The sequence below is a fragment of the Polynucleobacter sp. AP-Capit-er-40B-B4 genome (genome assembly GCF_018882245.1).
Taxonomy (GTDB): Bacteria; Pseudomonadota; Gammaproteobacteria; order Burkholderiales; family Burkholderiaceae; genus Polynucleobacter.
On the sequence record NZ_JACVOV010000004.1, the window covers coordinates 135,428 to 149,697 of the forward strand.

The window sequence follows — 14,270 nt, forward strand, 5'->3', positions numbered from 1 at the left end:
GGATATACGATCAGCTCAATACCTGGAAAACTAAAAGATCATGATTGAAACCTCTGGAAAGAAACTGGCTGGCCCAATTATTCGCCTGCATCCCAATGATAATATTGTGGTTGCACGAGTAGATGTTGGGATTGGCACCGAAGTACCGAGCGAGTATTTCACAAGTCGTAGCCAAGTGCCCGCAGGTTACAAAATCGCGTCCCAGAAAATACTTAAGGGCGAGCCCATTCTCAAGTACAACGTCACCGTAGGGTTTGCTAATACTGATATTGAAGCCGGTACGATGGTCCATAGCCACAATACTGAGTTTCGGGAGTTTGATCGTGACTATGCTTACGCAAGCGAATACAAGCCTACAACCCTCTTGCCAGAATCTGAACGTGCTACTTTTCAGGGTTATGTCAGACCCAATGGCAAAGTAGGAACACGTAACTTCATCGGCATCCTTTCTACGGTAAATTGCTCTGCAACAGTAGTTAATAAGATTGCAGATTGGTTTACGCCGGAGCGACTCAAAGAATTTCCTAATGTAGATGGCGTAGTCGCATTTAGCCATGACATTGGCTGCGGAATGGAGATGAGCGGCGAACCAATGGAGTTACTACGCCGCACGATGGCTGGCTATGCGCGCCACCCTAACCTCGCGGCTGCACTCATTGTGGGTCTTGGTTGTGAGCGTAATCAGCTCAAGGGCTTGATGGAACAGGAAGACCTGACTGAGAATGCCAACTTGCACACATTCATCATGCAAGAAACCGGTGGCACTCGTAAAACGATCGAAGCAGGAATTGAAGCAGTGAAAGCCTTATTACCAGAAGCAAATAAAGCGAAACGTGAAACTGTTTCAGCAAGTCATTTGTGCGTAGGTCTGCAATGTGGCGGATCAGATGGCTTCTCCTCCATCACGGCCAATCCAGCCCTAGGCGCAGCAATTGACATCTTGTCTCGTCACGGTGGCACCGGCATTCTTTCAGAGACACCAGAGATTTATGGTGTTGAACACACTCTCACCCGTCGCGCAGCAAGTAAAGAGGTAGGCGAAAAACTGATTCGACGCATTCGTTGGTGGAAAGATGAATACTCGGTTGGTAGAGATGTACAAATTAACGGGCAAGTAAGCCCCGGTAATCAAATTGGTGGCCTAGCCAATATCTTTGAAAAATCACTAGGCTCCTCCATGAAAGGTGGAGCGGGTCCGCTGATGGAAGTCTATAAGTACGCCGAGCCAGTCACAGCCAAAGGCTTCGTATTTATGGACACCCCTGGATTTGATCCAGTTTCCGCGACTGGGCAAATTGCTGGCGGTGCCAACCTAATTGCCTTCACCACGGGCCGCGGCTCAATGTTTGGCTCTAAGCCAGCCCCCTGTATCAAATTGGCTACGAATACTCCAATGTATCAGCGCCTTACCGAGGATATGGACATTAACTGCGGTGAGATTTTAGATGGCACCGTCTCCGTCCAAGAGATGGGGCAACAGATATTTGAGTTATTTCTGAAGACCGCCTCTGGTGAGGCCTCCAAGAGCGAGTTGCTCGGTTTAGGCGACTATGAATTTGTCCCATGGCAAATTGGGGTAATGAGCTAAGAGAACTGTAGAATTAATCCTATTAGCTCAACCCAGATAGAAACGAAACTGAAACAGGCTTATGAAATTTAGGGATTACTATGAAACTCTTGGCGTTGCTCGCAGCGCCACCGAGGCTGAAATCAAATCAGCCTATCGCAAACTAGCACGCAAGTACCATCCAGACGTCAATAAAGAGGCTGGCGCTGAGGAACAGTTCAAGCAAATCGGTGAAGCCTATGCTGTTTTAAAAGACACCGAAAAACGTGCAGCCTATGATCGCTTTGGTGAAAACTGGAAGAATGGTCAAGACTTCACACCTCCCCCCAATTGGAACGAAGGGTTTGAATATTCTGATGCCGGATTTGGCGGAGGTCATCCCGGATATGGCGGTGGTTTTGAAGGCGATCAAAGTGAATTCTTTGAATCTCTATTTGGTAGAGGCAAACATCGTCAAGGCGGACGCAGCGGCAATAGTCGTCAGGGCATGAACTTCAAAGGCCAAGATCACCACGCCAAAATCTTGATTGATCTCGCAGACGCTTACAACGGCGCCAAACGTACCATTGCTTTGCATATGCCCACACAAGATGCGAGTGGTCATGTGAGTACACAAGAGCGCAAGTTAGACGTCAGTATTCCTAAAGGCATTAAAGCCGGACAAAACCTACGGCTTTCTGGCCAAGGTGGCCCTGGCATGGGCGAAGGCCCTGCCGGTGACTTGTATCTCGAGATCGACTTTCATCCAAACCCAATCTATCGTGTAGATGGTAAGGATGTATTGATTGACATTCCTTTGGCGCCATGGGAGACGGCCTTGGGCACAACAGTCAATGTGCCCACTCCAGCAGGCAGCACTCTGGAATTAAAAATTCCAGCCGGAACAGTTGCAGGACGCAAGATGCGCCTTAAAGGCAAAGGCATCCCCAGTTCAGAACCCGGTGATTTATATGTTGTTCCTACGATTGCCTTGCCACCTGCACAAACAGATGCTCAAAAAGAGGCCTATCAAAACTTTGAGAAGGCTTTTGATTTCAACCCTAGATCTCACTTGAAGGGATGATAGATATGACACAAACTAATATCACTTGGATTGAAGGCGAAGTCGTTGAGAACGAAGTTCATATGACGATTGTTGAGCTCTCACATGCCTCACGCACACCAGAAGATCTCATCATGACTTGGGTTTCTGAAGGCGTACTCAGCCCAATAGGATCCTCGCCGGAGGATTGGCGCTTCAGCGGTGACTCATTAAGAAGAGCTAAAACTGCAGCTCATCTCACACACGATCTTGAGTTGAATGTACCTGGGGTTGCCCTAGCACTTGACCTGCTTGACGAAATCGCCAAGCTGCGTGCACGCTTAAAATAAGACAGCTAAGTTCGCAGTAACTTACGATTCCGAGCGACTTAAGAGTTGCTCCCAACGCTGCAGCTTTTGATCTAAATCAGCAGTAATTTCACTCAGACGAGCTTGCATGCTGGCTGCCAGCTCAGGTTCGTTCTTATACAAATCTGGATTACTCATAGCAACGCCTATATCTGCCTGCTCAGTTTCCAATGTTTCGATCAGCAATGGCAATGACTCCAACTCTTGGCGTTCTTTGCCATTGAGCTTTTGAACGCCACTTTTGGCTGCCGGCTTAGCCTCTGTCTTGGCCTCCGCCTTTACCTCAGGCTTGGTCTCTGTCTTCTCTACTGATTTCGCATTAACGTTAGAGGCGCGGATCTTGTCTGAACGCGCTTTTTGAATCTTCCAGTCTTCATAGCCGCCTTCGTATTCACGCCAGAAGCCATCGCCTTCATTCGCAATGATGCTTGTCACTACGTTATCCAAAAAATAGCGATCATGACTTACCAAGAAAACGGTGCCCTTGTAATCCTGCAAGAGTTGCTCAAGCAAATCTAGAGTATCAATATCTAAGTCATTGGTTGGCTCGTCCAGAACCAACACATTGGCCGGCCTAGCAAACAGGCGCGCTAGCAATAAGCGGTTACGCTCACCACCAGATAATGTACTCACTGGTGAATTCGTTCTCTCTGGCGCGAATAAGAAATCACTTAAGTAGCTCTTAACGTGTTTTTTATTGCCATTGATTTCAATCCACTCGCTACCTGGGCTGATGTAATCTTCTAGCGAAGCATTGAGATCAAGACCTTCGCGCATTTGATCAAAATAAGCAACCTCAATACGGGTGCCCATCGTTGCGGTACCTGAATCGGGCGCAATAGTTCCTAAAATCAATTTAAGCAAGGTTGTCTTACCCGCTCCATTAGGACCTAATAGACCAACCTTATCGCCGCGCAAAATCGTAGCTGTGAAGTCCTTCACAATCGGACGATCATAGGTCTTGCTAACGTTTTGCAGATCCGCCACAATCTTCCCGCTACGGTCGCCAGAAGAGACGGCTAACTTCACCTGCCCCATAGCATCTCTGCGTTCGGCGCGACTGGTGCGCAACTTTTCCAAGCGGGCGATACGAGCCACACTGCGCGTACGACGTGCTTCCACCCCTTTACGAATCCAAACCTCTTCTTGAGCCAATAATTTATCTGCCCGAGCATTTGCCAAAGACTCTGCGTTCAGTTCCTGCTCTTTTAAAACTTCATATTGCGTGAAGTTGCCAGGGTAGCTGCGCAGAATGCCGCGATCAAGCTCAACAATTTGCGTGCAGACGTTATCCAAGAAGGCGCGATCATGGGTAATCAAGATGACTGAGCCTTGATATTCCCTAAGTAACTCCTCCAACCATGCTATTGAATCTAAATCCAAATGGTTGGTTGGCTCATCTAATAAGAGCACGTCAGGCATCTCTACCAAAGCGCGCGCTAAGGCTACCCGCTTCTTCGTGCCGCCGGAAAGTGTATTGATTTTGAGGTCAGCTTCTAGATGAAGACGATCTAAAGTTTCATGAACGCGCTGCTCCCAATTCCAACCGCTCAGTGCTTCTAATTGAGACTGCACTTCATCTAAGCGGTGATGAGATGCATCATCCCATTCGCCAACGCTCAGTGCCTCATACTCTTCTCGCAGGGCTTTCGCTTGCGCCACACCTTTGGATACCGCATCAAACACCGTTTCTTCAGCCTCAAAAATAGGTTCCTGAGGAACATATGCAATGCGTAGACCCTGTTGATACTGCAGCAGGCCACCATCCATTTTTTCGATGCCAGCCAAGATCTTCAATAGAGAAGATTTGCCGGTGCCATTACGGCCAATTAAGCCAACACGCTCACCAGATTCCAGTGAAAAAGCAGTGTTTGCGAGGAGGTCAACGTGGCCAAAAGCCAGTTTTGCATCAGTAAGTACGATTAAAGCCATGGCGACATTATCGTCACTTCCCCAAAAGACGAGATATTTCCGTCAATTTCTGCGAGACTAGCTCCATATGGTCTGCAAATTAACCCCTTCTGCACCCCGCCTTATCCTGTTCGCCGGTCATGCGGGCACAGGTAAGTCTACTTTGGCAAAAAAAGCTCTGCCTTTGATTATTGAGAAAACTGGGGAAGATTTTTTCTTTCTCGACAAAGACACTGCCTATGGCGCCTTTAGCGCCCATGTCATGCAACTCACCACTCAAAACCCCAATGATCGCGATAGCCCCTACTATCTTGAAAATCTCCGAGATTGGGAATACCAAGGGCTCATTGATATTGCAAGAGAAAATTTACTCCTTGGGGTGAATGTTATTCTAGTTGGGCCATTCTCGAGAGAAATTCAGAGCGGCAGAATGTTTGATCCACAAGCCCTTAGCGTGCCACCACAAACCAGCATTCAGATTGCCTGGATAGATTTAGATGAGGCTGAAGCAGAAAAACGCATGGAGAAACGTGCCGACCCTCGAGATGAGTGGAAGCTAGCACATTGGGAGCAATACGCCAAACGCAGGACAGAGCCGCCTACCCATGCTTTATTACATCGATTCAATAACACTGTTTTTAATGAAGCTTCTTTTGAGAAGCTTATCGATGACATCACTCTGTAAATACAAGATAAAAAAAATAGGGCTCCTAAGGAGCCCCATCTCAAGATCTAAGTACTGAATTATTAGAACTTGTAAGCCACACCTACAGCAGGCATCCATGGGTTTAAGGTCAACTTGCCGAGATTTGCACCGCCAGCTACAGCCTGAACATTGGTTGCCATTGTTGCGTATTTCACGTCAACGTTTAAGCCCCAGTTTTTATCAAGCATGTAGTCCATACCAACCTGACCAACAAAGCCAAAGCTTGATGGCTCAACTTGCAATCCAGCACCAGGGCCGTAGAAGTTTTGACGATTGCCAAAAATAGTGTAGTTAACACCTGCGCCAACATAAGGCTTAAATGCACCTAAGTCTGTGAAGTGATACTGAGCCAAAAGCGATGGTGGAAGCGCGCTAATCTTACCTGCATCAGCGCCGTTAGCAGTAATGTTCACTTGCTGAGGCCAAGTCAGCACCAACTCAGCAGCGATATTTTTGGTAAAGAAATAAGAAACATCAAATTCAGGAATCCATTGGTCCTTCGTCTTAATATTTGCGGATTGGGCGATACCAGTTTGGCCATTCTGCCAAAGTAAATCAACAGCACGCACACGCAGCATCCAAGGATTTTCTTGGGCTTGAGCTTGAGCTACGATTGGAGCTAAGGATGCTACTGCAGCCATTGCTGCTACGAGAGACTTAATACGCATGATGGTTTCCCTTTTTGTTATCAATTTCGATGAAACTATTTTCGAATTGATACCAATGTGAGAATTTGATGTAAATCAAATGAAAAGCACTAGGGAATTTTTTGTTTGCTAAAAAGCAACATGCTTTTAAAGCTTATTTGATCTAGATCAAATGACTAGAAAATTACCCTATAGAACCTTGGAGTAAGTTCCCTTTGCTTGAGACTCTCTGAGATGCCGATCAAAAGTCATAGCTACTCGTCTAGCCAATAAGCGCCCCTTGGTCGGAACCAATATCGTTTCGCCTTCCCAAGCCAGAAGACCAGCTTCGCCGAGATGTTTTAATTCCTCAATCTCGGTTTTAAAGTACGACTGGAAATCAATTTGATGTGATTTCGCAAAAGACTGGGTATCCAACTCAAATTGGCACATAAGTTCACCGATTAACTCGCGCCGCAGTAAGTCATCTTGATCAAGTCTAAGACCACGAAGCACTGGCAAATGTCCATGATCTAGTGCTTCGTAATACTCATCTAAGGTTCGAACGTTTTGAGAATAGCAATCATCCACCTTGCCAATAGAAGAAATACCAAAAGCTAATAGATCGCACTCTGCTTGGGTTGAGTAACCCTGAAAATTACGATGAAGCTTGCCCTCTTTTTGAGCGATCGCTAACTCATCATCAGGCTTAGCAAAATGGTCCATCCCAATAAAGACGTAGCCAGCTTCACCAAGACGCTCAATCGTATTAGAAAGAATGTCTAACTTATCTGCGGCAGGCGGCAAATCTGCTTCAGCAATTCGACGCTGAGGCTTAAAAATGTGTGGCAGATGAGCATAGTTATAGACGGATAGGCGATCAGGATTCATCGCCAATACTGCATCTACGGTTTCTTTAAAGGTCGCAGGCGTTTGCTTAGGAAGTCCATAGATTAAATCCACACTACGCGATTTAAAGCCATACTTTCTGGACCAGTCCATGACTGCTTGAGTTTCTTCAATTGTTTGTACGCGATGAACGGCTTCTTGTACCGCCAAGTTGAAATCCTGCACACCCAAACTAATACGGTTAAAGCCCAACTCAGCCAGAAGTGCGATATCTTTTTCAGTAACGCGCCTTGGATCAATCTCAATAGAATACTCACCGCCAGGCAATAACTCAAAATGCTCGCGAGTGTGTTGCATCAGCTCAATCATTTCTTCATGAGAGAGGAATGTGGGTGTACCACCACCCCAATGTAATTGCGTGATGGGAATCTGCTTTTTTGCACCCATTGCCTTGGTGACCATCGCCATTTCTTTAGCAAGGTACTTAATGTACTTGGCGCTACGCCCATGATCCTTGGTGATGATTTTGTTACAGCCACAGTAGTAACAAATATTAGGACAGAACGGCAAATGGAAATACAGAGAGAGTGGTTCGTCCACTTTCGCTACCCGCTCTAGCGCACCTAAATAATCTGCTTCGGAGAATTCATTATGAAAGCGATCGGCACTAGGATAAGACGTATAGCGTGGTCCATTGATGTCAAACTTTTTCAACAGTTCAGGATGAAATAAAACTTCATTTTCTTGGGCTGAAGAGGGATTTGCTACAGAGGTCATGGAGCGCTTATAGGGGGTTACTTTGATAGATAGTCTAGCGCTACCGCTTCTGCCACTTTAATCCCGTCAACACCCGCAGACAAGATTCCACCAGCATAGCCAGCGCCCTCACCTGCTGGATAAAGCCCTTTGACGTTGAGGCTTTGATAATTAGCGCCACGTGTAATTCGCAAAGGAGAGGAAGTGCGCGTCTCGACCCCTGTCAATACGGCATCCTTCATGGAGAAGCCTTTGATTTGTTTCTCAAATGCCGGTATCGCCTCTCGAATGGCCTCAATGGCATAAGCAGGCAAACTATCAGCAAGATCCGTTAGATGAACACCAGGCTTGTAGGATGGCAAAACACTGCCGAACTCGGTGGATGGTTTGCCTTCTAAAAAATCGCCGATCAATTGACCTGGTGCTTCATAAGTACCACCCCCCAACTCAAAGGCCTTGGACTCAATCGACCTCTGAAACTCAATACCCGCAAGTGGACCACCCGGGTAATCTTCCGGAGTAATGCCCACAACGATGCCAGCATTGGCATTACGTTCATTGCGCGAGTATTGACTCATACCATTGGTAACAACTCTATTAGGCTCTGAGGTTGCAGCAACAACTGTGCCCCCAGGGCACATGCAAAAGCTATAGACCGATCGGCCATTTTTAGCGTGATGCACTAACTTGTAATCCGCGGCGCCAATCAGCTCATTACCTGCATGAGGACCAAGGCGCGCCCGATCAATCAGTGACTGCGGATGCTCAATTCGAAAGCCTACCGAGAATGGTTTAGCTTCCATATAGACACCAGCATGATGCAAGGCTTCAAAAGTATCGCGCGCACTATGCCCTAAAGCCAAAATCACATGGCTCGCAGGCAGATCTGGCTGCCCTTCTATCTTGACCCCAGTAATCTGTTCATTCTGAATGTCAAAACCAATCACCTTTTGGGTAAACCGTATCTCACCGCCTAGCCCAATAATTTCTTGGCGCATTTTTTCTACTACGCCAACTAAACGGAAGGTGCCAATGTGCGGTTTGGCTACATAAGTAATTTCTTCTGGCGCCCCCGCTTTCACAAACTCATGAATGACTTTGCGTCCGTAAAACTTGGGGTCTTTGATTTGGCTATACAACTTACCGTCTGAGAACGTACCAGCCCCACCCTCACCAAATTGGACATTGGACTCTGGATTAAGTTTATTTTTGCGCCATAAGCCCCATGTATCTTGGGTGCGTTCACGCACTTTTTTGCCGCGCTCCAAAACAATGGGTTTAAAGCCCATTTGCGCCAGCAGCAAAGCGGCAAAAATTCCACAGGGTCCAAAACCGATTACTACTGGGCGCAGTACTTTTCCGGAGTCGATCGATTCAGGCGCTTTTGCTACAAAGTGGTAGCTCGTATCTGGGGATGGCCTAATATGAATATCACCTGCAAATTTTTTCAGCAGGGCATCTTCATTCTTTACGGATAAATCTACGGTGTAGATAAAAGATAAGGCAACGTTTTTTCGAGCATCGTAACTTCGCTTAAAAACCTCAAAGCTTATTAAGTCTTTAGCATTCAAATCCAAGCGTTTTAGAATCGCCTGCTCCACGGCTTCAGGAGCATGGTCAATAGGTAAACGCAATTCAGTAATATGGATCATGGAGTTTTACGATACACAGTGATTTAAGGCCTTTTTAGCCCCCGAAGAAGCCATAGACCAAATAATACTGGTTATGGACTCACTGCGGCCAGGAGATCGTACATAAAGGCGATAATGCGTTATGGCCCTACGCGCAACTATCCACAAAGCCGACCTACATGTCGCAGATTCTGACCGTCATTACTACGGCAGTCACTCTTTAACCATCGCTAAGCACCCCTCAGAAACTGAGCAGCGGATGATGATCCGGATCATCGCTTTTGCATTACAGGCACACGAAGACCTTGTTTTTACAAAAGGCTTGAGCGATACCGACGAACCCGATCTCTGGATCAAGGACCTCACTGACGCCATTAAGCTTTGGATTGAGATTGGCCAACCCGACGAGCGACGGATTCTGAAAGCCTGTGGTCGAGCAGATCAAGTCGTGGTCTATTGCTATGGCGGCCAAACGAGCAAAATCTGGTGGGATGGCATCGCTAATAAGTTAACCCGCGCTCGTAACTTACAGGTGATTTCTATTCCAGCTGAACAAGCTGAAGATTTAAATAAATTGGTTGAGCGTAGCATGGTCATCCATGTCAACATTCAAGATGGCGAAGTATATGTTTCTTCTGACCACGGCCAAGTGACCATTACCACAGAGATTTGGCGCAATAACCAATAGGCATCAAAAATGAAGGTAGTGGTTTTTGATACCAATGTCTTATTAGATCTATTTGTCTTTAATGACTTTAGAGCACTGCACTTAAAGCAAGCGCTCATCGAGGGCAAGATAGATGCTTTAGCAACTTCAGCAACCTTGGAGGAATTTGAAGACGTCATTGCACGTCCTTTATTTTCCCTAGACCAGGCACAGCAAGAGCAAATCTCTCTTGAATGGCGGAATTTCGCAAGGGTGATTGACGGCAAGGACCTGATAAAGTCACCCTGGGTGTGCCAAGACCCAGATGATCAAGTCTTTTTAGATCTTGCCTTTACCGCAAAGCCCTGCACCCTTATTAGCAAGGACAATGAAGTGCTTCGATTTGCAAATAAAGCGGTTGTAGAGCAGATCCTGATTACCGCAGACTACACGGCAATCGACCTATAGACTTTGCGCTGCCTGAGCGGCGATCTCAAATGACTTGAGGCGAGCCTGATGATCAAATATTTGCCCAGTACAAACAATTTCATCTGCACCGCTGGCATCCAACCAATGACGCATACCCTTCTTCACAGTTTCTAGCGACCCCACAACCGAGACTTGTAGGGCTTGGTCTGCAGCAGCTCTCTCATGAGGCTCGCAAAATTCATTCATATCTGCAATTGGGGGTGGCAACTGACCTCTGGTATTCCTACGCATCCTCACGACATTCTGTTGCAAAGTAGTAAATAGATGCCGAGCTTCTTCATCGGTATCTGCAGCCACTACATTCATTACAAAAGCGCTATAAGGTTTGGCCTGTTGGACCGATGGTTTAAAAAGCTCACGATAAATCTTCATAGCTTCTAGCAGTTGCTCAGGGGCAAAGTGAGAAGCAAAGGCATAAGGCAAACCAAAGTGTGCAGCCAATTGGGCGCCATACAGACTGGATCCCAAAATCCAAATGGGCACGTTGGTATTCATACCGGGGATCGCTTTCACTGATTGGCCTTCCTGCAGTGGGCCAAAGTAATGCTGAAGCTCTCTCACGTCTTGTGGAAAGCGATCATCGCTGCCCAATAAATCCCGTCTCAACGCCCTGGCAGTCAATTGATCAGTTCCAGGCGCCCTACCCAAGCCAAGCTCAATCCTGCCTGGATACAAAGACTCTAGCGTGCCAAATTGCTCAGCAATCACTAGCGGGGCATGATTCGGTAGCATCACCCCTCCAGAGCCCACACGAATATGCTTGGTGCCACCAGCGATATAGCTAACCAGAACCGCAGTTGCTGAACTCGCATTACCGGTCATGTTGTGATGTTCTGCAACCCAATAGCGGGTATAGCCCCATTTTTCGGCATGTTGCGCCACATCTAGCGAGTTTCGAAGCGCATCCGCAGCAGTAAACCCCTGTGGAATCGGAGATATATCTAGAATGGAGTATGGGATGGAATTTGCCATCGCTAGATCATACCGAGAAAGTGCATTATTGACATGAGCAAACCAAAAATGGCTGATCCTGATGACGGCCTATTTAAACCAGGCAGCAAACTTCGGCATATTAAGACCGGTGGCTTTTATAGAGTTGTCTTTCTTGCCAATGTAGAAGCTACTCTCGAGCCCGCCTATGTTTATGAATCGATGCAATCTCATGATTTCTGGATTAGACCTAAAACAGAAATGGAAGATGGGCGCTTTGAACTCATCTCCAAATAAGAAAGTCACATACACATGTCTGAAGAACGAATCACCAATCTCGAGATCAAGCTGAGCTTTACCGAGGATCTCATCGAAAAACTCAATGAGACGGTTTATAAACAGCAGCAGCAAATTGAATTTCTGTATCGCGAACTCAAAGCCATTAAGGAGCAGGCTAGCAGCAGTGGTGGTGGGGGCGGCAGCTTGAAGGATGAAATTCCTCCACACTATTAATCAGCTGCTAATATAGTCATTAGGCGCAAACCCCTTACAACATCGATAAAGGAACCCTCCGTGAGTAACTTAACACTATTTTTAGTCCAATGGGGCTTAACTTCTTTATCTTTATGGGTTGCTAGCTATATTTTTAGTGGCTTACGCTTTGCAGATGGTGGCTCTTTAATCATTGCCGCCCTACTTCTGGGTTTTGCCAACGCAATTGTTAAGCCATTATTGGTTCTTTTCACACTTCCGTTAACCGTAGTCACGATGGGCCTCTTCCTACTCGTGATTAATGCCTTAGTGTTGATGCTTGTCTCTGCTGTAGTGAGTGGCTTTACGATTTCCAGTTTCTGGACTGCGTTTTTTGCCAGCATCTTTATTTCTTTATTTAGCCTCTTTGTTAGCGGCTTAGTTTTCTAAGAAATATTTTTCCGAGCTTCGTTTCTCTTATTTGCTCACCGAATAAATATCAGACCAAGAATGCAGCGCCGTCTTACAGGGCTGCGACTTGGTCGCTAAGGATTTCGCATTCTCAGCAGCAATGCTGATGCCACCAGTCAAAAAGCCTAATCCAATCGATACGGCACTATTTACTACCCCTGCCTTATTGACTCCAGCTTTTGGATTTTGCAAGGTGCCCTCAATTTTTACCAAGCCCCCAAGATCCAAGCCAGTTGTAAGACCCGATTTTTCTCTTGGATTAATGCTGATATTCAGAGCTTCATTAGCGAGATTGACTGATCCAGCTAGCGTAATGTCCAAACGATCTGTTTCCGCACCTACGGAATCCTGAATATTAATCATGCCATTGTTTACTGGTAAATAGGCAACCGCACATTCCAAAATAGTTTGACTAGATTGTTTTCGCATTGGATTGATTGCATCGAACACCGTAACAATAAAGTCTCCACCCTTGTTAATAAACTTCGAATCTAATTTTCCCTGCCCAACTGAAATCTGAATGGCGCCATTGGCGCGACTAGCTAGTTGATGTGGGCTTACTCCGCTTCCTTGAAGACTCCAGGCTATACGAGTAGCGCCGCCAGAAACTTTGGCATTCGAGTCAGCACTTGCGACTATTTGCTCCAAGCTGAAGTCTTTAGCAAAACCCTTGATAGATACTTTGGGAGCTGGCCCATCAAAACTGGTAACAGAAATTTGCGCCTGCGCGCTTCCTTTGCCAACATTAAAACTCAAATCATTTGCATCAATATTATTTTTCTTAAATTGCAGTGTCGTTTTGAAGTTAGCAAATGGAGCCTGCCCTGGAACACCCAGCTCAGCAACGTTGACGCTAATTACTCCATCTGCCAAAGGTAATAAATCGAAAGGCAATTTCTCGTCTGAAAAGAAATAATTCCCTTGAGGTTTATGGGAAGTTGCAGCTGGAACACTGCCAGCCTTGCCGGCAATGGCGGCGGAACCAGCCAATGGCGCCAAATCAAAGGATTTGGAATTCAACTGAATATTGAATGTCGGCAAAACCTGGGGCTTCTTGTCAATGTCACCCTTAATGGCAAGTGATTTTCCATTTAAGGTGAGATCCAAATCCAGATTCATGTTTACTGGAGACTGATTCCAGGCGAAGTAAGCATTACGCAAGGATCCTGTTGAACCTTTTAGATTCAGGCTATATTTTTCGTACTGAACATCCAACAGAATCGTCGATCTTCCTTCTCTACTACCCAAAGTTAGCCTCGGAAGATGAATGACTTTTGCAGCTTGATTACCGTCTTGATAGCTGATGATGGCATCAATAATGTCCATCGTCTTAATAGAAACAAATGTACTATCTGAAGAATCATTACTGGCTGCATTGGCTGGAGTTGTGGTTGTCGAACCATTTCTAGCCAAGACTGGCGGAGTCAGATTCCAATTACCCTCACCACTCTTATTGGTTTGCAGATTGGCTTCTAAGCCGGTTATACCTATTCTGCTAATTTCAACACTACCCTTGAGTAATGGGAACAACCGAATATCCAACTCAATTTGTTTGAATGTCAGCATGTTGGGGTTACTTGCCCAAGAGGCATTACTCAAAGAAACCTGTTCGGCCTTCACGCTGATGGATGGGAAAAGATTTAGGCTGACTGGCCCAGCAATCTTAAGATCCCTGCCTGTAGCATCCTTGACTGATGAACTCAGGAGTTTAGTTAATTGCGTCGGATTAATAAAAGAAGCCGCATACCATGCACCTAAGCCCGCCACCAAAAGGAAAGCAACAAAAGCAAGCAGGGAAATCTTCAGGACTTTGTTCACCCAACCATTC

General features: G+C 46.2%; 15 protein-coding genes. 9 read left to right on the forward strand and 6 right to left on the reverse strand.

Translation table 11 applies throughout. The features are described from left to right. The first annotated feature begins 40 nt into the window (after positions 1–40). The 3 genes from ICN19_RS09910 to ICN19_RS09920 all read left to right on the forward strand — a co-directional run bounded on the left by ICN19_RS09910 (position 41) and on the right by ICN19_RS09920 (position 2,938). Positions 41–1,588, forward strand: coding sequence for a UxaA family hydrolase (locus ICN19_RS09910; protein WP_216247559.1), 1,548 nt, complete (start codon positions 41–43; stop codon positions 1,586–1,588). Positions 1,589–1,649: 61 nt separating this feature from the next. Beyond that, positions 1,650–2,630 (forward strand): DnaJ C-terminal domain-containing protein, encoded by a 981-nt coding sequence (locus ICN19_RS09915; protein ID WP_216247560.1) that lies wholly within the window; start codon positions 1,650–1,652, stop codon positions 2,628–2,630. Between the two features lie 5 nt (positions 2,631–2,635). After that, positions 2,636–2,938, forward strand: coding sequence for a chaperone modulator CbpM (locus ICN19_RS09920; protein ID WP_216247561.1), 303 nt, complete (start codon positions 2,636–2,638; stop codon positions 2,936–2,938). Between the two features lie 21 nt (positions 2,939–2,959). On the opposite strand, the gene ICN19_RS09925 is transcribed toward ICN19_RS09920, so the two are convergent. Further along, positions 2,960–4,888 carry an ATP-binding cassette domain-containing protein gene (locus ICN19_RS09925; protein WP_216247562.1) on the reverse strand — a complete coding sequence of 643 codons (1,929 nt, stop codon included), beginning with the start codon at positions 4,886–4,888 and terminating at the stop codon, positions 2,960–2,962. 67 nt (positions 4,889–4,955) lie between these two features. Between ICN19_RS09925 and ICN19_RS09930 the strand changes: the two genes are divergently transcribed. After that, positions 4,956–5,552, forward strand: coding sequence for an AAA family ATPase (locus tag ICN19_RS09930; protein WP_216247563.1), 597 nt, complete (start codon positions 4,956–4,958; stop codon positions 5,550–5,552). Positions 5,553–5,614: 62 nt separating this feature from the next. On the opposite strand, the gene ICN19_RS09935 is transcribed toward ICN19_RS09930, so the two are convergent. The 3 genes from ICN19_RS09935 to ICN19_RS09945 all read right to left on the reverse strand — a co-directional run bounded on the left by ICN19_RS09935 (position 5,615) and on the right by ICN19_RS09945 (position 9,456). Then, positions 5,615–6,241, reverse strand: coding sequence for an OmpW family protein (locus tag ICN19_RS09935; protein WP_216247565.1), 627 nt, complete (start codon positions 6,239–6,241; stop codon positions 5,615–5,617). Between the two features lie 168 nt (positions 6,242–6,409). Beyond that, positions 6,410–7,825, reverse strand: a complete 1,416-nt coding sequence (hemN, locus tag ICN19_RS09940; protein ID WP_216247566.1) for an oxygen-independent coproporphyrinogen III oxidase — start codon at positions 7,823–7,825, stop codon at positions 6,410–6,412. 17 nt (positions 7,826–7,842) lie between these two features. After that, the gene (locus tag ICN19_RS09945; RefSeq protein ID WP_216247568.1) at positions 7,843–9,456 is read right to left on the reverse strand and encodes an NAD(P)/FAD-dependent oxidoreductase; all 1,614 of its coding nucleotides are present in this window, start codon (positions 9,454–9,456) and stop codon (positions 7,843–7,845) included. Between the two features lie 121 nt (positions 9,457–9,577). Between ICN19_RS09945 and ICN19_RS09950 the strand changes: the two genes are divergently transcribed. Both ICN19_RS09950 and ICN19_RS09955 read left to right on the forward strand, forming a co-directional pair. Beyond that, positions 9,578–10,123: a YaeQ family protein gene (locus tag ICN19_RS09950; protein ID WP_216247570.1), complete on the forward strand. Its 546-nt coding sequence runs from the start codon at positions 9,578–9,580 to the stop codon at positions 10,121–10,123. 9 nt (positions 10,124–10,132) lie between these two features. Continuing rightward, positions 10,133–10,549 carry a putative toxin-antitoxin system toxin component, PIN family gene (locus tag ICN19_RS09955; RefSeq protein ID WP_216247572.1) on the forward strand — a complete coding sequence of 139 codons (417 nt, stop codon included), beginning with the start codon at positions 10,133–10,135 and terminating at the stop codon, positions 10,547–10,549. Here ICN19_RS09955 and ICN19_RS09960 read toward each other — a convergent pair. Continuing rightward, on the reverse strand, positions 10,544–11,542 hold the full coding sequence (locus ICN19_RS09960) for an LLM class flavin-dependent oxidoreductase (protein WP_216247574.1): 999 nt from the start codon (positions 11,540–11,542) through the stop codon (positions 10,544–10,546). The two genes, ICN19_RS09955 and ICN19_RS09960, sit on opposite strands and share 6 nt — an antisense overlap. Before the next feature lie 33 nt (positions 11,543–11,575). On the opposite strand from ICN19_RS09960, the gene ICN19_RS09965 reads away from it, so the two are divergent. The 3 genes from ICN19_RS09965 to ICN19_RS09975 are packed head-to-tail and all read left to right on the forward strand — an operon-like array spanning position 11,576 to position 12,421. After that, entirely contained in the window at positions 11,576–11,797 is a 222-nt protein-coding gene (locus tag ICN19_RS09965; RefSeq protein ID WP_216247575.1) for a hypothetical protein, read from the forward strand. 15 nt (positions 11,798–11,812) lie between these two features. Further along, complete coding sequence (locus tag ICN19_RS09970; protein WP_216153793.1) at positions 11,813–12,013, forward strand: SlyX family protein; 201 nt, start codon at positions 11,813–11,815, stop codon at positions 12,011–12,013. 60 nt (positions 12,014–12,073) lie between these two features. Beyond that, complete coding sequence (locus tag ICN19_RS09975; RefSeq protein ID WP_068323482.1) at positions 12,074–12,421, forward strand: phage holin family protein; 348 nt, start codon at positions 12,074–12,076, stop codon at positions 12,419–12,421. A 27-nt stretch (positions 12,422–12,448) separates the two neighbouring features. On the opposite strand, the gene ICN19_RS09980 is transcribed toward ICN19_RS09975, so the two are convergent. Further along, positions 12,449–14,260 (reverse strand): AsmA family protein, encoded by a 1,812-nt coding sequence (locus ICN19_RS09980; RefSeq protein WP_216247577.1) that lies wholly within the window; start codon positions 14,258–14,260, stop codon positions 12,449–12,451. Positions 14,261–14,270 lie beyond the last annotated feature (10 nt).